Here is a 20,064-nt window from a genome sequence, read left to right as displayed (position 1 = left end):
CTCGACCGAATACTCGGAACCGAAGACATCGAGGAGTTGACATGGCAGAAGCCAATATCGAAACCATGATCGCCGTGGCCGCAAAGGTCGACGGCCTGCGCGACCAGATCGGAGGGCTGCTGAGGCTGCTTCGCTCGGATGTCGACCTTGCGGCATCGGGAATTTGGAAAGGAAAGGCGTCGGCCTCGTTCGGTCAGGTCATGACCAATTGGGATTCGAGTGCATTCAAACTCGAGAATGCGCTCGCGGGCATCAGTCAGTCGATCAAGACCAGTGGTATCGAGTACGACCAGTCCGAGCAGGACAACGTCTCGTCGATCAATTCGGTCGCAGGCACGCTGAACCTGTGATGTCCGAGCATGCTTCGCGGTTGCGAAGCGCTCGAACACATCTCATGAGAGTCCATCACTTGCCCCACCGAACGGAAACGAGGAACTGACTATGGACGGCGAAATCAGATACAACTTCGGCTCGATCACCGATCTGGCCGGAGGTATGACCAACAAATGGCAGTCGCTCAACGACAAACTCGACGAGATCAAGTCGTCGATTCAACCTCTCGTTGCGACGTGGCAGGGTGCCGATGCCGACGCTTACCAGGTCAAGCAAGGGGAATGGAATTCGGCGCAGACCGAGCTCACCACGGTCCTGCAGAGCCTGATCGGCGCGGTCAACTCCGGCAACCAGAAGATGATGGAACAGGAAGCTATGAACCGGTCCCGTTTCTCGTGAGGTAGTCGTGTGGCCATGTGCCCCGGCATTTGCGCTCGATGCCGGGGCCGTGTCGTGTCCGCAGGACCAGCAACCCGAGTGCTGATCGATACTCGACTCGGGTTGCTTCTACGTCGTCGTAACTGTGAGGTGAAAGCATGGACCCCGTCGAAGCACGCAGGCTCATAGCCGATGCGCGGAGTGCAGCGCAGGGTCGGCTGGAGTCTTTGCGTGCACAGTTCGATGTGATCGTGGCGGGCTCCGAGTGGACCACCGATGACGACGAGCACGACCCGGAAGGATCGACCATCGCCTTCGAGCGAGCAAAGGTGATCGGGCTGGCGCGTGATGCAGAGGACGAAGTTCGTGAGCTCGATGCAGCTCAGGAACGCGTCGCGTCAGGTTCTTATGGAGTGTGCGAGCGGTGCGGGTCAGCTATCGCCGATCCCCGCTTGGAAGCGCTCCCCGCGGCTCGGCGCTGCATAGTCTGCGTGCGACTTCGGTGAAGGCGTTTTGACCTGCTGCAGGTCCAACCGGTATTGTCCCACGATGGCGTGGATGAGATCGTCGCGCTAGTTGTGCGGCGATCACTTGCTCTCGGGTCTCAACTGGCCGCCGAGGGGATACACACGTCTTGGCCAGCAGCGACATCATGAAGACAGGAATTTTTGTGTCTACATACAGCCCGAAGGCCGGGGACACCACCCGGACTTGGCATGTGATCGACGCTACGGACGTTGTACTCGGTCGGCTCGCCGTCCAGGCAGCAAACTTGCTCCGTGGCAAGCACAAGCCCACCTATGCAGCCAACGTAGACGGTGGCGACTTCGTCGTCATCATCAACGCGGAGAAGGTTGCCATCAGCGGTAACAAGCGCGATGGCAAGTTTCTTTACCACCACTCCGGCCACCCGGGCGGTTTGAAGTCGCGCACGGTCGGCGAGGTTCTCGACAGGACCCCTGATCGCCTCGTGGAAAAAGCCGTCATCGGCATGATCCCCAAGAACAAGCTCGGCAGTGCCATCGCGGGCAAGCTGAAGGTCTACGCGGGACCGAACCACCCGCATACAGCTCAGCAGCCCGTTCCGTTCGAGATCAAGCAGGTGTCCCAGTGACGGCGCCGGAGGGAAATGACGTGACGTCGCAGGAGAACACCGAAGAGGTCGTCGAGATCGCCGCGGACGAGTTCGTGGCAGTCGAAGAGCCTGAGGTAGTCGACGAGATCGAGGCCGCTGCTGCAGCGCCTGCACCGATCCTGTTCGATCGCCCGATCCAGACGGTCGGTCGTCGTAAGGAAGCCGTCGCTCGCGTGCGGTTCTCCTCGGGCAGCGGTGGGTTCAAGCTCAACGGCCGTAGCCTCGAAGACTACTTCCCGAACAAGGTGCACCAGCAGCTGATCAAGGCTCCGCTGGTCCTCGTCGATCGGGCAGAGTCCTTCGATATCGTCGCCCTGCTTCACGGTGGCGGCCCGTCCGGACAGGCAGGCGCCTTGCGTCTGGCTATCGCGCGCGCCCTCATCGAGCTCACCCCGGAAGACCGTCCGCCCCTCAAGGCTGCCGGCTTCCTCACGCGTGATGCGCGTTCGGTGGAGCGCAAGAAGTACGGTCTGAAGAAGGCACGTAAGGCGTCGCAGTACTCCAAGCGCTGACGTTCTTTCCAGTTCTACCCGCGAGGGCAGGCGTCCAGAATTTTCGGATGCCTGCCCTCGCGGCGTTTGAAGATCAATTTTTTTCTGGCGAAGGGGGACGAATTCCAGATGACTCGACTTTTCGGTACCGATGGCGTGCGGGGGCTGGCCAACGGCTTGTTGACTCCTGAGTTGGCGGTGAAGGTGGCCAGGGCTGCCGCAACCGTCCTGACGCCGGCTTCAGCGACGGAACGCCCCGTCGCGGTGGTGGGTCGCGATCCGCGAGCGAGTGGTGAGATGCTCGCAGCTGCGGTGACCGCAGGCCTGACGGCGTCGGGAGTCGACGTGCTCGACGTCGGGGTTCTCCCGACACCTGCCGTTGCGTACCTGACATCGGTGCGCGGTGCGCAACTGGGTGTCATGATCTCTGCGTCTCATAATCCGATGCCGGACAACGGAATCAAGATTTTCGCGGCAGGCGGACACAAGCTCGACGACGACGTCGAAGATCGAATCGAGACCCTCGTAGCCGGAGACGGTGCCATGCCCGCACCTACCGGTTCGGGTATCGGCCGCGTCCGAATGATGACGGGTGCCGCCGAGGAATATGCGGCGCATCTCGGCTCGGCACTGTCGATTCGGCTCGACGGCGTCACCGTTGTCGTCGATTGTGCGAACGGTGCTGCGTCCGCCGTCGCACCCCCGGTGTACGAGGCAGCGGGGGCGAGGGTGATCGCGATCAACGCGGACCCGGACGGTCTCAACATCAACGACGGCTGTGGATCCACGCACATGGAGGATTTGCAGACGGCCGTGGTGTCCCATGGAGCGGACCTGGGCATCGCTCACGACGGCGACGCCGACCGTTGCCTCGCCGTCGACGCCTCCGGACGCATTGTCGATGGCGACGCAATCATGGCGATACTGGCCATCGGTATGAAGGAATCCGGCGAGCTCACCGATAACACGCTGGTGGCCACCGTCATGAGCAATCTCGGTTTGCACATCGCGATGCGCGCCGCTGATATCGACATGCGCACCACAGCGGTAGGCGACCGGTATGTTCTCGAGGATTTGAGAGCTGGGGGCTACGCCTTGGGGGGCGAGCAAAGTGGCCATGTTGTCATTCCCGGTTTCGGGACCACCGGTGATGGAACGCTCACCGCGCTGCGAATTATGGCGCGAATGGCCGAGACCGGTCGTTCTTTGGCCGATCTGGCCTCGGCAATGACCACACTTCCGCAGGTGCTCATCAATGTGAAGGTGTCGGACAAAGCAGCTGTGGCGACGGCGCCTTCGGTGCTCGAGGGTGTGGCCGAGGTGGAGCGGATGTTGGGGGAGACAGGTCGAGTGTTGTTGCGGCCCAGTGGCACCGAGCAGTTGGTGCGGGTGATGGTGGAGGCGGCCGAGCCGGACCTCGCCCGTCGACTCGCCGAGGAGTTGGCGAATCGGGTCGGGCAGGTCTGACTCGGGCCGTCCCCGAGATCCGTGTTTTCGGTCGGATCAGTCCGTCAGAGCACGAAGCGCGGTCAACTGTGCGACACGTCCTGCGGTGTTTTCAGCCAGGGGTTGGACGTTCAGTGTGGTGACACCGGCCTCGGCGAATGCCGCGACGCGTTCCTTCACGTAGCTTTCCGGCCCGATCAGGTTGATGGCGCGCACGAGCTCGTCGGGCACCGCGGCCGTTGCTTCTTCCTTTTTGCCTGCCAGATACAGGTCCTGAATCTTCTCGGCCTCGGCTTCGTAACCGTACCGTCGAGCGAGATCGTTGTAGAAGTTCTTTCCCTTGGCACCCATTCCGCCGATGTACAGGGCGAGGTGGGGCTTGACCCATGGGAGGTACTTCTCCGCGTCCTCGCCGATGGCGAGAGTCGGGCTTGCGAAGACCTCCAGGTCGCCCAGGGACGGGTCTCGCTTGGCCTTGCCTGCGCTCAACGCGTCTCCCCACACCTGATCCGCTTTTTCCGGGAAGTAGAAGATCGGCTGCCAGCCCTCGGCGATTTCTGCGGTGAGCTCGACGTTCTTTGGTCCGAGTGCGGCGATGACTACCGGGATCTTCTCGCGCACAGGATGATTGATCAATTTGAGCGGCTTGCCCAGGCCGGTGCCCTTGTCTGCGGGCAAGGGGATCTGGTAGTGCTTGCCCTGGTGGACGACCTTCTCGCGACGCCACACCTGACGGCAGATCTCGATGACCTCGCGGGTCCTGGCGATGGGTGCGTCGTACTTCACGCCGTGGAAACCCTCGACGACCTGGGGGCCGGACGCGCCGAGGCCGAGAACGAAGCGCCCGTCGGAGACGTAGTCGAGGCCGGCCGCAGTCATCGCGGTCAACGATGGTGTGCGGGTGTAGATCTGGAAGATGCCCGACGCGATCTTGATCGTCGTCGTCTTCGCCGCCAGAAAGCCGAGTTGGCTGACAGCGTCGAAGGAGTAAGCCTCGGGAACGAAGATGATATCGAGGCCCGACTTCTCGAGTTCTTCTACCTCGGCCACGGTTTCTTTGAATCCGCCCGAGTAGTTGAGCGTGGTTCCGATATGCATGAGACTCCTCGCAGGTGTGAGCGTGTTATCTGTAACCCGAGCTGTATACCTGGGACGTTACCGGTACCGGAGGGAACCGATTCCATGCGGGCTGCGTCGAACATGACAGGGGTATTTCGCCCGACGGACGTGGAAGCGTGGTGTGCGAGATGTGTGACGAATTGGATATCGATGCGGAGGCGGTCGGTGCTGTCAGCGGAGCTTTCGGCGACACCGCTCAGGCCATTGCGTCGGCTGCCGAGATTGCGAGCGGGCTCACTTTCGGTCCGGTGGTCGCCGGCCGGAACTACGGCGACCTCGGTGTGCGCATCGCAGCGGTCGGCGGACTTGTGGGGTCGTCGCTACGACGCTGGAGTGAGGCGTCCGAGGACAACGCCGACCGGCTCCGTACCGCCGTCGACGGATATCGATTTGTCGACGATGCGCTGTCGACGTCCCTGCACGAACCCCGAATCGAATCGCCTCGATGACATCACCGACGATGCCGGGTGTGGAGTCTGTGGTCTCGGTCGACAGCCTTCTCGACGGCGGCACCCGTGGCTTGCTGTATTTCGAACGTCACCTCCCGACGCTGCATCGGATCGATGGTTCTCTGGAGTGGACGTACGCCGAAATGTGCGCACGCTACGACGAGCAACGAGGGTTGGATATTGCGGCCTTGACTGCCGATGCCGACGTGTTGGGCCGAGTGCTGGAGGTTGCACGTTCGCAGATCGAGGAACAGCGGCGTCTGTGCGCGGTACTGGCCCGTTCGTGGTCGGGCCCGGCCGGCGAGGCGGCGATGTCGGACATGGAATCGGACCTGCAGCGCGCGCTTTCGCGTGTGGACTCGATCGATCAGCTGTACCAATCCATGCACACCGCAGCAGATGTCATCGGCGAAATCGTGCGGGACAAGGCGGCCGTCGTGGGATCGATGGACTTCTCTCGAGTCGGCGGCAAAGCGATCGAGTCGATCGACGCCATTGCGTACTTCGCAGGCCTGGACCCTGATTCCATCCAAAGTATCGGACCGGTCGCGAATGCCTTTCTGGCTGCGGTCGAGGCTGCGTTGCCGGAGGTCGCGGAGGTGGTCGACACGCGAACACCCCTCGACAGTGTGGGACTGAGCAAGGTTCGAAGGGTCTGCAATGCGTGGCTGAACGACGTTTTCCGGCCCGCGGTCAGCGAGACCTGCTTTGCATTCGTGGAAATCTGCACGGCTACGGACACCGGTGTTCGAGATCTTCTGGCAGTCGTGGCGAACACAGCCGAGGCCATCGATGATTCCGAATTTCCGTCCACCGATATCGACGACTCGGCTGTGGATCGAACCGACCCTCGGTGTCGAATTGCGCCCGACGGTCTCCCGAATTCTGCCCCGGGCACGGTGCCTCAGTCGACACTGCCGTTGCCCGCTCAGCCGCTGCCCGCGCAGCAGCAGTCCGCAATACCGCTACAGGCTGTGCCGACAACAGCCCCCGCGACCAGCAGCATGCCAGTGCCACAGCCGCAGCGGAGCCCGGACATCGACACCGGAAGTCGCACTGGCCCCTCCGGTTCAGCCGGTTCACCCGACTCGGCGGCCGCAATCGAGTCGGCGGTGCAACGTGTGATGGAACCGCTCACTGCCGATATTCGCTCGGCCTTGGATCGCATTCTCGATTCCGAATCCGGTGAGGCACCGACCCCGCCGAACGGTGGAGAGGGGCAGTTCAGCTCGAATGGTTCTGTACGGGAACAAAATTCACCAGATTCCGTGGAGCCGCCGAAGGCTGACGCGGGACCAGTGAACGCCGATACGCCTCCGCCGACTGCTGGTCCGGTGGAACCGGACTCGGGTGGAGTGTCGCCTGAGCGAGGGCACCTCGAGGCCGAATTGGATGGCCACAGCGCGAAGCTCGCGGTGGCAGAGAATGGAACGGTGTCATTGGAACTCGGCAGTCCGGACGGCGGAGTACGTCGATTCGAACTTCGGATGGGTCCGCTCGGGCTTCCCGTGATCGTCGAGACTCCCGAACCTCCGCCCGTAGCTCTCGGCTCGGCTCCAGAACAGCGAGATCCCGAACGACCTACGGGTGAATCGAACGTCGAGCAGCCGGAGGTGGAACCGGAGGAAGGGCCCGAGCCGGAGCCTGCACCCGTCGTACCGGACCTCGGTACGACCGAAGACTCCGTAACCGAAGACTCCGTAACCGAAGACCCCGAACCTGAAGATTTCGAACCTGGTGTGTGCACGCCGGACGAGGGGAGTGCCGAGGGTGAAGCCGCCCCGATAGGACCCCCGATAGGAACTCCGTCGCAACCCCGGACACCAGCAGAGGGTCCGGCACCTTCAGCGGCGGAGCAGGACGCAGAGGGACCACCGTTGGACTCGGGTGCACACCTTGCCGAAGCCGGGCCGCTGTGACCGGCGGTGGGGGCACGTGGAGGAGCGAAATCCAGCACATTCGGGCCGAGCACCGAGCCGCGGTGGATCGGGTGTCGGATCGACTCGACACGATTGCGCGCACCACGGCCGGTGTCGGGCCGTCATCGGCCGCAATTGACGATCACGGCCCGCGTCCGGAACCGAGTGGAGTTTCGAACGAGAACGTCGAGGAAGATCGATCCGTGGACGCATACCGGTCGTATCTGTTGCCGGCGAACCTGGATACGCGAGTGCAGGCAGCAGTGCAGGCAACCCGAGCCGAGGACGACCCGCCTTCGAGCTGGCTGAGGTGAAGAGGGTCAGCGACCGATCACTGCACGCACTGCTGAGATTGCGCTCGGCTTCGGCTGCTCCGCAATCGGTGCGTGGGGATCGATTACTCGCGTGTTCTTCAATTCCGCTGCGCCGGCGAGTTCTTCGTACTTCTTGTCGCCGGAAATGTGGAACAACAGAAATGCAGTCAGTAGCGCGCGGACGACCTCGACTGTCGACTTCTCGGTACCGCCGAAGCCGAGGGGGCTGAGTAGCCGTCTTCCTTCGACCATGCCGTCGGACGACGCTTTGTCGATGCGTCGAAATGTCGAGGGCCCTCCCCATGCGCCGGCGAGCGCGAGTGTGTTGTCGTTCAGCGAGTCGGTCATGGCTGAATCTCCCAGCACCAAACCGGGCACCGACAAGGATTGCGCTGCGTCTTCCGCGCTGGGCACCGTCGGTGCCGGAAAGAGCGCGGCCACGGCTTTGATGTCCGAGCGTGATGCGGCTGCGAGAACTGCAACGCTCGCTCCCATGCCGTGGCCGGCGACGGCGAGTTTGTCGGGGTGCACGCTGATGTTTCCGGTTCCCAGCCGCACTCCGGTCATGATGTCGAGCACTGTGCCGAGGTCGGCGGCGAGACCGCGGTGTGACGGAAACGGCCCGCGTTCGGTGTCGGGCGCCGCGGCGACGATGCCCCATGACGCTAGGTGCTTCAGGGTGTTCGTGTAATGGTCGCCGCGCAACAGCCAGCCGTGCCCGAAAGCGACTCCGGGCAGGTTGTAGCCCTCCGCCGGGGTGTAGACGACGCCGGGTTGGCCGGCGAGGGCGAGGTCGCCGCGGAGCACTTCGTGCGGACCGCGCTTGCTGAGTTCTGCTGCGAGCTTCTTAGGTGTCGCCACGGGTGTAGACGCTATCGGATCGGGTGTGATCGGCGGGGGTAAGGGGCCGAGTAGTGGTTCTCGCGTTCTCCCGCGAGGATCTCCGTCTGTCTCCGAGTACCCTCAAGCACCATGTGCGGAATCGTGGGATACGTCGGCCACCGCCAAGCTCTGGGTGTAGTGGTCGAGGCGCTTCGGCGTATGGAATACAGGGGATACGACTCAGCGGGGATTGCGATACTCGACGGTGCCGGGAACACCGCCGTCGAACGCAAGGCGGGTCGGTTGGCGAATCTGGAGGCCGAACTGGAAGAAGTCGGCGCCGAGAGGTTCGTCGGGTCGACGGGTATGGGTCACACCCGGTGGGCAACTCACGGGCGTCCGACCGATCGAAATGCACATCCACACCGCGACGTTTCGGGGGCGGTCGCGGTCGTGCACAACGGGATCATCGAAAACTTCGGACCGCTCCGCGCCGAACTCGAAGCCCGGGGCATCGAATTCTCCAGTGACACCGACACCGAGGTGACAGTCCACCTCGTCTCGTGCGCGTACGAGGAGGGCCCGACGAAGGGCGATTTCGTCGCCAGCGCGAAAGCGGTGTTGCGCAGACTCGAGGGTGCGTTCACTCTCGTGTTCACCCATTCCGATCATGCCGACACTATTGTCGCTGCGCGTCGGTCGACGCCGCTGGTCGTCGGAGTAGGTGTCGGCGAGATGTTCGTGGGTTCGGATGTGGCTGCATTCATCGAGCACACGCGCGAGGCTGTCGAACTCGGCCAGGATCAGGTAGTGGTCATCACTGCCGGTGGATACGAGATCACCGACTTCGACGGCAACGTAGCGGCGGGACGCCCTTTCCATATCGATTGGGATCTGGCCGCGGCCGAAAAGGGCGGCTACGACTACTTCATGCTCAAGGAGATCCAGGAGCAGCCCGCTGCCATCGCGGACACCTTGCTCGGGCACTTCGAGAATCAGCGGATCGTCTTGGACGAGCAGCGGTTGTCGGATCAGGAGCTACGTGAGGTCGACAAGATCTTCGTTGTGGCCTGCGGAAGTTCCTATCATTCCGGGCTGCTTGCGAAGTACGCCATCGAGCATTGGACACGGCTTCCGGTGGAGGTCGAACTCGCCAGCGAGTTTCGTTACCGAGATCCGGTTCTCGATCGATCCACTCTCGTGGTCGCGATTTCGCAGTCCGGCGAAACCGCGGACACGCTCGAAGCCGTACGCCATGCGAAAGATCAGGGCGCGCGAGTTCTCGCCGTGTGCAACACAAACGGCTCTCAAATTCCGCGCGAGGCCGACGCAGTCCTGTACACGCGAACGGGTCCAGAGATCGGCGTCGCGTCGACCAAGGCGTTTCTCGCTCAGGTCACTGCCAACTACCTCGTCGGACTTGCCCTGGCGCAGGCTCGCGGAACGAAGTACCCCGACGAAGTCGCACGGGAGTTCGCTGACCTCGAAGCGATGCCCGAACTCGTGCAGAAAGTGCTCGATTCGGTGGAACCGGTGCGTGAACTTGCACGAGAATTGGCTATGTCGCCGACGATCCTGTTTCTCGGCCGCCACGTCGGCTACCCGGTGGCACTCGAAGGCGCGCTCAAGCTCAAGGAACTCGCGTACATGCACGCCGAGGGCTTCGCTGCAGGTGAACTCAAACATGGTCCCATCGCGCTGATCGAGGACGGGTTGCCCGTGATCGTGGTCATGCCCTCGCCGAAGGGGCGCGCGGTCCTTCACTCGAAGATGCTCAGCAACATTCGTGAGATCCAGGCGCGTGGTGCTCGAACAGTAGTGATCGCGGAGGAGGGTGACGAAACTGTCCGTCCCTTTGCCGACCACCTGATCGAGATCCCGGTGGCTCCGACTCTCCTGCAGCCACTGCTGTCGACTGTGCCGTTGCAGGTCTTTGCCGCCGAAGTGGCCCAGACCAGGGGATACGACGTCGACAAGCCGAGGAACCTGGCGAAGTCCGTCACTGTCGAGTAGCGGCAACGTAGGTGAACGTCCGACGGGAGACTGTTTATGCGGCACTATTTCACGCCTGATCAGGTTCGCGACGCGGAGCGACCGCTCCTCGACGCGTTGCCGCCGGGGGTTCTGATGCGCCGTGCAGCTTACGGTCTGGCAACGGTAGTGGCGCGCGAGTTGGTGGGCCGGACAGGCGGGGTCGTCGGTCGACGGGTGAGCATTCTCGTCGGGTCCGGTGACAACGGTGGCGACGGACTGTGGGCCGGCGCCATCCTGCGCGCCCGGGGGGTAGCGGTCAGTGCGGTCCTGCTGAAACCGGACCGCACGCACCCGGAAGGCCTTGCGGCGTTTCGACGTGCCGGCGGCAAAGTCGTGGACGCACCGGACAATCCCGACCTGGTCATCGATGCCATCGTCGGCATCTCCGGCACCGGGCCGCTTCGATCCGACGCGGCCGCCATCGTTTCCGCGCTCGACGCTCCGATCGTTTCCGCAGACATTCCCAGCGGTGTCGATCCGATGACGGGCAGCGTGGATGGTCCAGCCGTTCGAGCTGCGGTGACCGTGACCTTCGGTGCGCGCAAACCCGTGCATGTGCTTGCGGTGCCGCATTGCGGCAGAGTCGAACTCGTGGAGATCGGGTTGACCTTGCCTGATCCGTACATTCGTGCGTTCGAGCCCTCCGACGTCGGCGCCCTCTGGCCGATTCCTACAGCCGAGGACGACAAGTATTCGCAGGGTGTCGTAGGGATCGCCGCGGGCAGTGAGCGATATCCGGGGGCTGCATTGTTGTGCACCGGAGCTGCGGTGGCCGCGACATCGGGCATGGTGAGGTACGTGGGCAGCGCGGCCGCAGAGGTTGTCTCTCATTATCCAGAGGTCATCGTCTCAGCCGATCCGGCGAGTACTGGACGCGTGCAAGCATGGGTGGTCGGTCCAGGGTTCGACACCGGGGACAGGTCTAGGGAGTGGTTGTCCGATATCCTCTCCTCCGATCTGCCCGTGGTGGTCGACGCAGATGCCCTCACCGTTCTGGCGTCGGAACCAGAGCTGGTTCGCTCGCGCACGGCACCGACTTTGCTCACACCGCATGCCGGTGAATTCGAGCGGTTGACCGGCCGGGTGCCCGGCGCCGACAAGGTGTCCGCGGTACGTGATCTGGCGTCGAGTTGGGGTGTGACCGTGCTGCTCAAGGGCAGAGCGACGGTTATCGCCGACCCGGACGGTAGGGTCCTCGTCAATGATGCGGGCGGATCCGCAGCGTCGACGGCAGGATCGGGAGATGTTCTGTCCGGAGTGCTGGGGGCGTTACTGGCTACCGGCCTCGATGCGTCCGTTGCTGCAGCGTGTGGGGCCCGGGCGCACTCGCTGGCGGCGGCGACGGCAGCGCATGGGTCCAGGGGCGAGTTCGCGGCACCGATTTCGGCCGGTCCACTCCTGTCGGCGCTCCCCGAGGCCATCAGGATTCTGCGTTCTGTCACAGGGTGAGGCGTGGGCCAGAAATCTATGGTGTCTTCGGTCACGATCGGCGCGAAGTGGAACGAGGACCTCGGTGCACCGAGTAGAGAGCGATGTGTTGCGAGTGGCATCATCGAACGTTGTGGACAGTGAACTCGTGCCGGTAGTCGATGTGGCAGCAGTAAGCGCAGAGGACCCCAACTCCGGTACAGGTGCGACTGCCACCATCGATCTCGACGCGATCGCCCACAATGTCGCTGTTCTCCGTGAATACGCTGGTGAAGCCTCGATGATGGCCGTGGTGAAGGCGGATGGCTACAACCACGGTGCGCTGGCGGTTGCAACAGTGGCGCTGAACGCGGGAGTCGAAGAACTGGGTGTCACGACACTCGACGAAGCGCTCACACTGCGCAGGGCCGGCGTCACTGCCCCGATTCTTGCCTGGCTGCACCGACACGACACCGACTTCGCTCCGGCGATCTCGGCGGGGGTCGGAATCGGTGTGTCCTCGGCCGCCCAACTGTCGGCAGTAGTAGCCGATGCTCGCATTGCGAACGTCTCCGCAGTCGTGTCGTTGAAGGTCGACACCGGCTTGAACCGAAACGGCATTCCCGTAGAACAGTGGGACGAGGTGATCGAGGCATTGGGTAGGGCCGTGGCGGAGGAGTCCGTCCACTTACGCGGAATCTTCTCTCATCTGGCGTGCGCGGACAGTCCGCAGCATCCTGCCAACGATCGCCAGGCAGAGAATTTGCGTGCTGCTCTTGCTCGCGTACGGGCGGCCGGTATGCAGCCCGAGAGGGTTCATCTGTCCAATTCGGCGGCCACTGTTACTCGTCCCGATCTTCGTTTCGACATGGTCCGGCCCGGCATTGCGATGTACGGCTTGTCGCCGATACCGGAACTCGGGGATTTCGGCCTGCAACCCGCGATGACGGTGTCGGCACCGGTAGCGTTGGTGAAGAAGGTCCGCGCTGGTGACGGAGTGTCCTACGGGCACACCTGGACCGCTGAGAAGGACACCACGGTCGCGCTCATCCCGATGGGGTACGCCGATGGGGTCGTACGTAACCTGAGCGGGCGTTTCGACGTGCAGATCGGTTCGCGACTGTTTCCTTCGGTGGGGCGGGTATGCATGGACCAGTGCATGGTGGATCTCGGGCCGAGCGGGTCAGGGGTCGCCGAAGGCGATACTGCGGTCCTCTTCGGATCCGGCGACGGCGGAGGGCCACGTGCACAGGACTGGGCGGATCGGTTGGGCACCATCCACTACGAGATAGTCACCGGAATTCGGGGCCGTGTGCGCAGGTCGTACGAGGGCAGCGGCGCGGGACTACCGGAGATGAGAGCGGGTGAGGTGACCAGATGAATGTGCTCGGACATCTAGGCATAGTCAACAGCGTCGGGATAGCCCTGCGTGAAACCGTGCTGCGTTCGAACAAGGATCCTCTGGCCAACGAGAACCTCGAGCTGATGGACGCCGATCGCGGATCGATCGTCACCGCCGACGACGGAGTTCCACTCGCGGTTCGCGAAGTCGGGCCCACCGACGCCCCCATCACCGCGATCTTCGTACACGGGTACTGCCTTCGCATGTCCTCGTGGCACTTTCAGCGCCAAGCGCTGGAGAAAGAGTGGGGCTCATCGGTCCGAATGGTCTTCTACGACCAGCGCGGCCACGGCAAGTCCGGTGAACCGACGCCCGAAAGTTGCACCATCGAACAGCTCGGATCCGATCTCGACGCAGTCATTCGTGCAGTCGCACCGCGCGGTCATCTCGTCCTCATCGGTCACTCGATGGGTGGAATGACGATTCTGTCGTTCACGCGTCAGCGTCCGGAGCTGGTCAAGAACAGGGTCGTCGGCGTTGCCTTGTTATCGACGACAGCGGCTGGACTTGCCGAAACAGGCTTGGGCAAAAGCCTGAACAATCCCGTCATCGACGCATTTCGCTTTGCTGTCCGCACTTCGCCCGGCGTGGTCCAGCTCGGACGCGGGGCTGTACGGGCGCTGATCTCGCCGGTGCTTCGTGCGGCGTCGTACGGAACGCGGGTGAGTCCGCGCTTGGTCGCCTTCTCGCAATCGATGATCGACGACACCTCGGTAGTCACGATCGTCAACTTTCTGAAGACCCTCGAGTTGCACAACGAGAAGGATGCGCTGTCGCACCTCGCGCGCATTCCGGTGACCGTCATGTGTGGCGACGAGGACTGGATCATCCCGCTCGCGAGCACGTTGGCGATGGCTCGAGCCCTGCCCGAAGCCGAAGTCGTTCGGGTGCCTCAAGCAGGTCATCTCGTGCAGCTCGAGTTTCCGGACAAAGTCAATGCCGCCCTGGTTCGCCTCCTCACCCGTGCGAGCGCTGTGCGGGCACGTCGACGAAGCGGATGGCGCGGCATTGGCTGAGCGCCCGCCGCCGTCCACGTTGCATTTCGATGGGCGCTCACTGATCTTGCCGACGGCGGCCGACACGGAAGACTTCGGATACCGGCTGGCCCAAACCCTCGTCGCCGGCGACCTCGTGATCCTCGATGGGCCGCTGGGTGCGGGGAAGACCGCCATGACGCGGGGTATTGCGTCCGGGCTCGGGGTGCAGGGCAGGGTCAGCTCGCCGACGTTCGTCATTGCACGCGAACACCGGGCCGGGATTCGGCCGAACGGTGGAGCCCCCGTGTCCTTGATTCACGTCGACGCGTACCGGCTGGGAATGACGGGGCAGTCTGCCCTCGACGAACTGGATGCGCTGGATCTCGACACCGATCTGGAAGCTGCTGTAGTCGTCGTCGAATGGGGCGAGGGACTGGTCGAGAAGCTCACCGACTCTCATGTGTCGGTCCGCATTCGACGCGACCTCGACACCGATGACAGGTGCGTCGAATTGAACCGAGTCCAACATTCGGTGCAGGACTGACGGTGCCGCGGTAGGCCCGCGGTGACATGCGGGTACTCTGAGAAACCGTGCTCGTTCTCGCTGTCGATACCTCCACGCCCGCAGTCACCGCCGGTGTGGTTCGCGTCACCGACGGGCAGCCGCATACCCTGTCTCAGCGAATCGTGGTCGACCCTCGACTTCACGCCGAGGTCCTCACGCCCAACATTCTCCAATGTCTGGCCGACGCGTCACTGACACCACAGGATCTGCAGGCCGTAGTCGTCGGTGTCGGTCCCGGCCCGTTCACCGGACTTCGCGTCGGAATGGCAACGGCCTCCGCATTTGCCGACGCACTGGGCATCCCGATCCACGGTGTCTGCAGTCTCGACGCGATTGCCGCCGAACTTCCCGACGAGCCCGATCTGGTGGTCGTCACCGATGCCAGGCGCCGCGAGGTGTATTGGGCGCGGTACCGACATGCGGTCCGGTACGCAGGCCCGGAAGTCGTTGCTCCTGCTCTGCTCGATGTTGCCGGGGCGAGTGCGGCTGCTGGGTCTCCGGCTCATGTCGCGCTGTTCGAAGTTCCTGTCCGAGAAGTGGAGTCGCCGTCGCCTCAGGGGTTGGTACTGGCGGCTCTAGAGCACCTAGCAGCCGGATCCGCGCCGGCACCGATCGTGCCGCTATACCTTCGCCGGCCGGACGCGAAAACTCTCGAGGAGCGCGCAGCAGCGAAGGCGGTGACACCTTGACCGTAATTCTGTCGCCACTGCTCAGAGCAGATGCCGAGCGTTGCGCCGAACTCGAGAGCGTGTTGTTTCCCGGGGACGGCCCATGGACCGCGCAGGCTTTTCTGTCGGAACTTGCTGCGCCGCAAAATCATTACGTTGCCGCGCGCGAGGGTGGCACGCTGGTGGGTTACGCCGGGGTCGCCTTGCTGGGCAAGGGGGAGTCGGCGGAGTCGGAAGTACACACCATCGGAGTCGATCCTCTCGCGCGCCGCCGCGGCATCGGAGGGGCATTGTTGGCCGATTTGCTCGCGGTAGCCGACAGTCATGGCGGACCGGTGTTCCTCGAAGTGCGTACCGACAACGAACCGGCTATCGAGCTCTACACCCGTACCGGGTTCGTGGTGGTCGGGACTCGGCGTAAGTACTACCAGCCGAGCGGTGCGGACGCGTACACGATGCGGCGCGAAGTCGGGAATGGAGGCACGCTCTCGTGATCGTGTTGGGTATCGAAAGTTCTTGTGACGAAACAGGTGTGGGTGTCGTCCGGTGGCGTGATTCCGGTGTGTGCGAGTTGCTCGCCGACGAGGTCGCGTCCAGTGTCGACGAGCATGCACGATACGGCGGTGTTGTCCCAGAGGTAGCGTCACGCGCGCATCTCGAGGCGATGGTTCCTACGATGCGGCGTGCGCTCGAAACGGCTGATATCGATCGGCCCGACGCAGTGGCCGTGACGATCGGCCCCGGATTGGCGGGCGCCCTGCTCGTCGGCGTCGCCGCAGCCAAAGCGTATGCGGCCGCATGGGGTGTGCCGTTCTACGCCGTCAACCATTTGGGTGGCCATGTGGCGGTCGATACCCTCGAGCACGGGCCGATGCCGCCGTGCGTCGCGTTACTGGTCTCCGGCGGGCATACGCACTTGCTGCACGTGGATGATCTCGGTGCTCCGATCGTAGAGTTGGGCACCACTGTCGACGACGCAGCGGGTGAAGCGTTCGACAAGGTTGCCAGGTTGCTCGGTTTGGGTTACCCGGGCGGCCCAGCGCTCGATGATGCTGCGCGGGAAGGTGATCCGCATGCTATTGCGTTTCCTCGAGGCATGACGGGTCCACGCGACGCACGGTACGACTTCTCGTTCTCCGGGGTGAAGACGGCGGTTGCCAGATTCGTCGAGGCACGTCGGCGCGCAGGAGACAGCATTCCCGTCGCCGACATCGCTGCGTCTTTTCAGGAGTCCGTGGCCGATGTGCTGACCATGAAGGCGGTGCGCGCAGCTCAGGATGTCGATGTGAACACCCTCGTGTTAGGGGGCGGAGCCACCGCAAACTCAAGAATCCGCTCGTTGGTCGAAACTAGGTGCAGCGCAGCGGGATTGACCTTGAGAATTCCGAAGCCTCGGTTGTGCACCGACAACGGAGTCATGATTGCCACGCTCGGCGCGCACCTGATAGCGGGTGGGGCTGAGGCATCCGACCTGCGAGCGGCGACCGACCCGGGGCTCCCGGTGTCCACCAGCCTGATATCGGGCCGCGCCTAGTTGGTCGTGACCGGCTGATTCGCCGTCTCTGGACCAGGGGCTGGTTGCGCCGGTGGCTCTGCCACGCTGACTGCGGGTTCCTCCGAGGGCGAAGCCGGGTTCGCTGGAACAACAGCGGGCGGTGACCACACGGTCGGTGGGGGCGTCAGCTCCGGCGAAGCCTGAGGTGCGGGTGCCCCGCCGGCTTCTGTCGTGCGGACAACGTCCGGTGTGTCAGGCGGGAGGACCGCAACGGACTCGCTCGACGTCACCGAAGGTCGTTCGGTCGGGGTCGTTTCAGGCGGGGTGGACTGAGGCGGGGTGGCTTGCGGAGGGGTCGACTCAGGCAGCGTCGATTCCGGAATGCTCGGAGTCGGCGAGGGCGGCACGGGCGTGGTGCTGTCGGGGAGCGGAACGATCGCGTCCCAATTCGGCGGAGCTGGAAACGGAATCAACGGAAGATCCGGTGCCGGGTGCAGCGTCGGCGTGGGAGTCGATGCCGCCGGCCAACTGGTGGGCGTCGGCGTCGTGTCGGTGACGTTGCCGCGCTCGGATGTGGTCGATGCCGACGTCGGGGCTGAAGTCGAGTTCCCGGTCGAGACCTCGAGGGAGGTTGTCGTGGCCCGCGGATCGGCCGCGTTGGTGGTGTCTGCGATCGAGGTAGTGCTCTGATCGCTGTACTGCTCGGATGGAATTTCGGTGCCTGCGGGGGAGTAGCCGGTGTCATCGGACGGGGTCAATGCCTGAATTCCGTAGACGAGGACGATTCCGGCGACAAGGAGAGCGCCGACCAACGCTCCGGAGTAACGACCGACCGATCGAGCCGGCGATCCGGCCGTGGCACCGACCGTGGGGTAGAGACCCTGAGCAGCGGTCAGGGCTACGTGAGCGGCACCTGTAGCAAGGGCGGCATCGGGTTCGTCGACGGTAAGGACCGGAAGCCCGAGTTCGGACTCGAAGACGGTCCGCACCAGCGGTATGTGGGCGCCGCCGCCGATGAGTACCACCGCTTCGGGTGCACGGCCCGTCCGATCGGACGCCTGTGTGACACGGCGCATAACCTTTGTCACCGACGGGCGGATCAGCGCATCGAATTCCGTCCGAGCCACAGTGGTCGTCACCCCGTCGTGGCTGATGGATGCCGAATCGTATGTCGACAGTTGTTCTTTGACCGTGCGGTACCGCGCAGAATCGTTACTGCGGGCGTCCTCACGCGCTCGACTTTCGCGTTCCGATTTACTGCGTACAAGATCTTTGACGAGACTGTTGACCGCGTCACCGCCGAAGTCGGCGCTGCGTTCGTAGGCGTGGACGACACCGGACTGGGCGTCGATGATCGTCACGGTCGAGCCCGAGGCGCCCAGGTCGACAACTGAGACGGTGCCGTAGCGCGCAATGAGCCCGGACTCGACAAGGAACGCGTGGGAAGCCGCAGATTCGGGTACCAACGAGAGCGCACGGTGTGAATTGCTGCATGCCGAACGTATGGATGAAGACTGATCGGCAGTGCGATACGCCACCGCGATGGTGTCCGGCTCGCGCCGTCCAGTCGAATGTGCGCCTTGCCCCGCGGGTGCAGGAGACAGGGTCGCCATCAATTCGATTGCAGATGTGACCAGCTGACCGATGTCGGTATTGGCCTCACTGTCGGCGGACACGGTGCGGTATTCGACGGTGTGCGAACCATCCTCGTCCACCACGACCAGGGCAGCGCACACGACCTCCGTTCCGGCAGAAACCCCTATTCCAACCTTCATCGCGCACCTCCCACCCTGTTCGAAATCGACTACATGTCCGGACGCTGTTGCGGCTCCGTGTCACGGCAGCCCGGTACTGCGTCAGAAGTTCACTATCGGAACTATATCGTCTCGTTATCCGAACGTTACAGAATCTTTCGACGGAACGTGAACTTCCGCCCCGCGATACCGCTATGACAAGGAGGTCTGCGTTTCTATCAATTCTCGCGAGGGGCCGAATGTGGCTGGTTCTACGCCCTACTCCCGGCTGGGCGACAAGGAACGGCGTGTACTTCTGTGCCGCGCCTTGTTTCGGCCCGTCGTCACAGCAGTCCTCTTGACGGCCTTCTACTTCGTCGCCCCGATGAAAGACATCGCCGACGTCGGTTCCCTCACCATCCTGGGCGTCGTACTGATCGGGGTGGGCGTCGTGACCGCATGGCAGGTCACGAAGGTATTGAAGGCCGACTATCCGACAGTCCAGGCGATCGAAGCAACCGCGGCGATCGTTCCGGTGTATCTCGTCGGTTTTTCTACCGTCTACTTCCTGATGTCCCAAGCGGCGTACGAAAACTTCACCGAACCGGTGTCTCGGATGGGGAGCCTCTATTTCAGCCTGTCCGTGTTTTCCACCGTTGGATTCGGTGATATCGCCGCATCGACCGATTCTGCGCGCGCTGTCGTTTCCTTACAGATGGTGGGGAACTTGGTGCTCATCGCGCTCGGCGGTCGACTTCTCTTGGCCGCGATAAGGAGAGGGCAGGCACGAAACGCCGGTTGATCGGTGCGCGCGGCATGGTCGGCTCTTCGGCAACGGAGAACCCAGACCTTGAGTGCTGGCACTCGCGTGTATAGAGTGCTAGTTGGCACTGAGTGAATTTCCGGCACCCGCGACGACGGAAACGAGCGCAGGGCTACGAACGTAGAAGATGTACGACCCAACACAGCTGTCCGGGGATCCGACCCCGGACGCGTACCCCATAACAATGGAGGGCTCAACGTGGCGAGCGTGAAAATCAAGCCGCTCGAGGACAAGATCCTCGTCCAGGCCAATGAGGCCGAGACGACGACCGCCTCCGGTCTGGTCATCCCCGACACAGCCAAGGAGAAGCCTCAGGAAGGCACCGTCGTCGCAGTCGGCGAAGGCCGTGTCACCGAAAAGGGCAACCGGATCCCGGTCGACGTCAAAGAAGGCGACACCGTCATCTACAGCAAGTACGGCGGCACCGAGATCAAGTACGCCGGCGAGGAGTACCTGATTCTGTCGGCACGCGACGTGCTGGCCGTCATCGCCAAGTAAGTCACATACGCACCCCGCCCCGGAACCCGATTCATTTCGGTCCCGGGGCGGAGTGC

22 protein-coding genes are annotated in these 20,064 nt (G+C 63.3%); 19 read left to right on the top strand and 3 right to left on the bottom strand.

Annotation, left to right across the window (positions count from 1 at the left end; all coding sequences use genetic code 11):
* Positions 1-41 precede the first annotated feature (41 nt).
* From H2510_RS04180 to glmM, 6 genes are all read left to right on the top strand, one after another.
* Positions 42-350, top strand: a complete 309-nt coding sequence (locus tag H2510_RS04180; RefSeq protein ID WP_186627014.1) for a WXG100 family type VII secretion target — start codon at positions 42-44, stop codon at positions 348-350.
* Between the two features lie 91 nt (positions 351-441).
* Positions 442-732, top strand: a complete 291-nt coding sequence (locus H2510_RS04175; protein ID WP_084348455.1) for a WXG100 family type VII secretion target — start codon at positions 442-444, stop codon at positions 730-732.
* Between the two features lie 137 nt (positions 733-869).
* The gene (locus H2510_RS04170) at positions 870-1,217 is read left to right on the top strand and encodes a TraR/DksA C4-type zinc finger protein (RefSeq protein ID WP_186627013.1); all 348 of its coding nucleotides are present in this window, start codon (positions 870-872) and stop codon (positions 1,215-1,217) included.
* A 164-nt stretch (positions 1,218-1,381) separates the two neighbouring features.
* A complete protein-coding gene (gene rplM, locus H2510_RS04165) occupies positions 1,382-1,825 on the top strand; it encodes a 50S ribosomal protein L13 (RefSeq protein ID WP_084348504.1) in 444 nt (147 codons plus the stop codon).
* Positions 1,822-2,358: a 30S ribosomal protein S9 gene (gene rpsI, locus H2510_RS04160; RefSeq protein ID WP_084348454.1), complete on the top strand. Its 537-nt coding sequence runs from the start codon at positions 1,822-1,824 to the stop codon at positions 2,356-2,358. Before rplM ends, rpsI begins: the two co-directional genes overlap by 4 nt.
* Positions 2,359-2,466: 108 nt before the next feature.
* Positions 2,467-3,804: a phosphoglucosamine mutase gene (gene glmM, locus H2510_RS04155; RefSeq protein WP_186627012.1), complete on the top strand. Its 1,338-nt coding sequence runs from the start codon at positions 2,467-2,469 to the stop codon at positions 3,802-3,804.
* A gap of 36 nt (positions 3,805-3,840) precedes the next feature.
* Here glmM and H2510_RS04150 read toward each other — a convergent pair whose 3' ends face one another.
* Complete coding sequence (locus tag H2510_RS04150) at positions 3,841-4,881, bottom strand: LLM class F420-dependent oxidoreductase (RefSeq protein WP_186627011.1); 1,041 nt, start codon at positions 4,879-4,881, stop codon at positions 3,841-3,843.
* A gap of 149 nt (positions 4,882-5,030) precedes the next feature.
* On the opposite strand from H2510_RS04150, the gene H2510_RS04145 reads away from it, so the two are divergent.
* The 3 genes from H2510_RS04145 to H2510_RS04135 all read left to right on the top strand — a co-directional run bounded on the left by H2510_RS04145 (position 5,031) and on the right by H2510_RS04135 (position 7,584).
* A complete protein-coding gene (locus H2510_RS04145) occupies positions 5,031-5,351 on the top strand; it encodes a type VII secretion target (RefSeq protein ID WP_186627010.1) in 321 nt (106 codons plus the stop codon).
* Entirely contained in the window at positions 5,348-7,270 is a 1,923-nt protein-coding gene (locus tag H2510_RS04140; RefSeq protein WP_186627009.1) for a hypothetical protein, read from the top strand. Before H2510_RS04145 ends, H2510_RS04140 begins: the two co-directional genes overlap by 4 nt.
* 71 nt (positions 7,271-7,341) lie before the next feature.
* On the top strand, positions 7,342-7,584 hold the full coding sequence (locus H2510_RS04135) for a hypothetical protein (protein WP_186627008.1): 243 nt from the start codon (positions 7,342-7,344) through the stop codon (positions 7,582-7,584).
* A 6-nt stretch (positions 7,585-7,590) separates the two neighbouring features.
* Here H2510_RS04135 and H2510_RS04130 read toward each other — a convergent pair whose 3' ends face one another.
* On the bottom strand, positions 7,591-8,445 hold the full coding sequence (locus tag H2510_RS04130) for a dienelactone hydrolase family protein (RefSeq protein ID WP_186627007.1): 855 nt from the start codon (positions 8,443-8,445) through the stop codon (positions 7,591-7,593).
* A 111-nt stretch (positions 8,446-8,556) separates the two neighbouring features.
* Between H2510_RS04130 and glmS the strand changes: the two genes are divergently transcribed.
* From glmS to tsaD, 8 genes are all read left to right on the top strand, one after another.
* Positions 8,557-10,419, top strand: coding sequence for a glutamine--fructose-6-phosphate transaminase (isomerizing) (gene glmS, locus H2510_RS04125; protein ID WP_186627006.1), 1,863 nt, complete (start codon positions 8,557-8,559; stop codon positions 10,417-10,419).
* A gap of 36 nt (positions 10,420-10,455) precedes the next feature.
* A complete protein-coding gene (locus H2510_RS04120; RefSeq protein ID WP_186627005.1) occupies positions 10,456-11,889 on the top strand; it encodes an NAD(P)H-hydrate dehydratase in 1,434 nt (477 codons plus the stop codon).
* Positions 11,890-12,031: 142 nt separating this feature from the next.
* Positions 12,032-13,228: an alanine racemase gene (gene alr / locus H2510_RS04115; protein ID WP_315901240.1), complete on the top strand. Its 1,197-nt coding sequence runs from the start codon at positions 12,032-12,034 to the stop codon at positions 13,226-13,228.
* Positions 13,225-14,265: an alpha/beta fold hydrolase gene (locus tag H2510_RS04110; protein WP_186627003.1), complete on the top strand. Its 1,041-nt coding sequence runs from the start codon at positions 13,225-13,227 to the stop codon at positions 14,263-14,265. The genes alr and H2510_RS04110 overlap by 4 nt, the downstream gene beginning before the upstream one ends.
* Complete coding sequence (gene tsaE / locus H2510_RS04105) at positions 14,258-14,770, top strand: tRNA (adenosine(37)-N6)-threonylcarbamoyltransferase complex ATPase subunit type 1 TsaE (protein WP_261392687.1); 513 nt, start codon at positions 14,258-14,260, stop codon at positions 14,768-14,770. Before H2510_RS04110 ends, tsaE begins: the two co-directional genes overlap by 8 nt.
* Positions 14,771-14,817: 47 nt before the next feature.
* Positions 14,818-15,480 (top strand): tRNA (adenosine(37)-N6)-threonylcarbamoyltransferase complex dimerization subunit type 1 TsaB, encoded by a 663-nt coding sequence (gene tsaB / locus H2510_RS04100; RefSeq protein ID WP_186627001.1) that lies wholly within the window; start codon positions 14,818-14,820, stop codon positions 15,478-15,480.
* Positions 15,477-15,953 carry a ribosomal protein S18-alanine N-acetyltransferase gene (gene rimI, locus H2510_RS04095; RefSeq protein WP_186627000.1) on the top strand — a complete coding sequence of 159 codons (477 nt, stop codon included), beginning with the start codon at positions 15,477-15,479 and terminating at the stop codon, positions 15,951-15,953. The genes tsaB and rimI overlap by 4 nt, the downstream gene beginning before the upstream one ends.
* Positions 15,950-16,993 (top strand): tRNA (adenosine(37)-N6)-threonylcarbamoyltransferase complex transferase subunit TsaD, encoded by a 1,044-nt coding sequence (gene tsaD / locus H2510_RS04090; protein ID WP_186626999.1) that lies wholly within the window; start codon positions 15,950-15,952, stop codon positions 16,991-16,993. The genes rimI and tsaD overlap by 4 nt, the downstream gene beginning before the upstream one ends.
* On the opposite strand, the gene H2510_RS04085 is transcribed toward tsaD, so the two are convergent.
* Positions 16,990-18,729 (bottom strand): Hsp70 family protein, encoded by a 1,740-nt coding sequence (locus H2510_RS04085; protein WP_186626998.1) that lies wholly within the window; start codon positions 18,727-18,729, stop codon positions 16,990-16,992. The genes tsaD and H2510_RS04085 overlap by 4 nt on opposite strands.
* 220 nt (positions 18,730-18,949) lie before the next feature.
* Here H2510_RS04085 and H2510_RS04080 point away from each other — a divergent pair, with 220 nt between their 5' ends.
* Both H2510_RS04080 and groES read left to right on the top strand, forming a co-directional pair.
* Complete coding sequence (locus H2510_RS04080; RefSeq protein ID WP_315901212.1) at positions 18,950-19,489, top strand: potassium channel family protein; 540 nt, start codon at positions 18,950-18,952, stop codon at positions 19,487-19,489.
* A gap of 219 nt (positions 19,490-19,708) precedes the next feature.
* A complete protein-coding gene (gene groES / locus H2510_RS04075; protein WP_008718149.1) occupies positions 19,709-20,008 on the top strand; it encodes a co-chaperone GroES in 300 nt (99 codons plus the stop codon).
* The last annotated feature ends 56 nt before the right edge of the window (positions 20,009-20,064 follow it).

It is taken from the genome of Rhodococcus sp. BP22 (assembly GCF_014281965.1).
GTDB lineage: Bacteria > Actinomycetota > Actinomycetes > Mycobacteriales > Mycobacteriaceae > Rhodococcoides.
This window is presented reverse-complemented; position numbering and strand designations above follow the sequence as displayed.

Bases quoted from the DNA above. Each gene is read 5' to 3' on its own strand.
- H2510_RS04180 (WP_186627014.1), top strand. From the start codon at position 42: ATGGCAGAAGCCAATATCGAAACCATGATCGCCGTGGCCGCAAAGGTC.
- H2510_RS04175 (WP_084348455.1), top strand. From the start codon at position 442: ATGGACGGCGAAATCAGATACAACTTCGGCTCGATCACCGATCTGGCC.
- H2510_RS04170 (WP_186627013.1), top strand. From the start codon at position 870: ATGGACCCCGTCGAAGCACGCAGGCTCATAGCCGATGCGCGGAGTGCA.
- glmM (WP_186627012.1), top strand. From the start codon at position 2,467: ATGACTCGACTTTTCGGTACCGATGGCGTGCGGGGGCTGGCCAACGGC.
- H2510_RS04150 (WP_186627011.1), bottom strand. From the start codon at position 4,881: ATGCATATCGGAACCACGCTCAACTACTCGGGCGGATTCAAAGAAACC.
- H2510_RS04145 (WP_186627010.1), top strand. From the start codon at position 5,031: ATGTGTGACGAATTGGATATCGATGCGGAGGCGGTCGGTGCTGTCAGC.
- H2510_RS04140 (WP_186627009.1), top strand. From the start codon at position 5,348: ATGACATCACCGACGATGCCGGGTGTGGAGTCTGTGGTCTCGGTCGAC.
- glmS (WP_186627006.1), top strand. From the start codon at position 8,557: ATGTGCGGAATCGTGGGATACGTCGGCCACCGCCAAGCTCTGGGTGTA.
- H2510_RS04120 (WP_186627005.1), top strand. From the start codon at position 10,456: ATGCGGCACTATTTCACGCCTGATCAGGTTCGCGACGCGGAGCGACCG.
- H2510_RS04110 (WP_186627003.1), top strand. From the start codon at position 13,225: ATGAATGTGCTCGGACATCTAGGCATAGTCAACAGCGTCGGGATAGCC.
- H2510_RS04085 (WP_186626998.1), bottom strand. From the start codon at position 18,729: ATGAAGGTTGGAATAGGGGTTTCTGCCGGAACGGAGGTCGTGTGCGCT.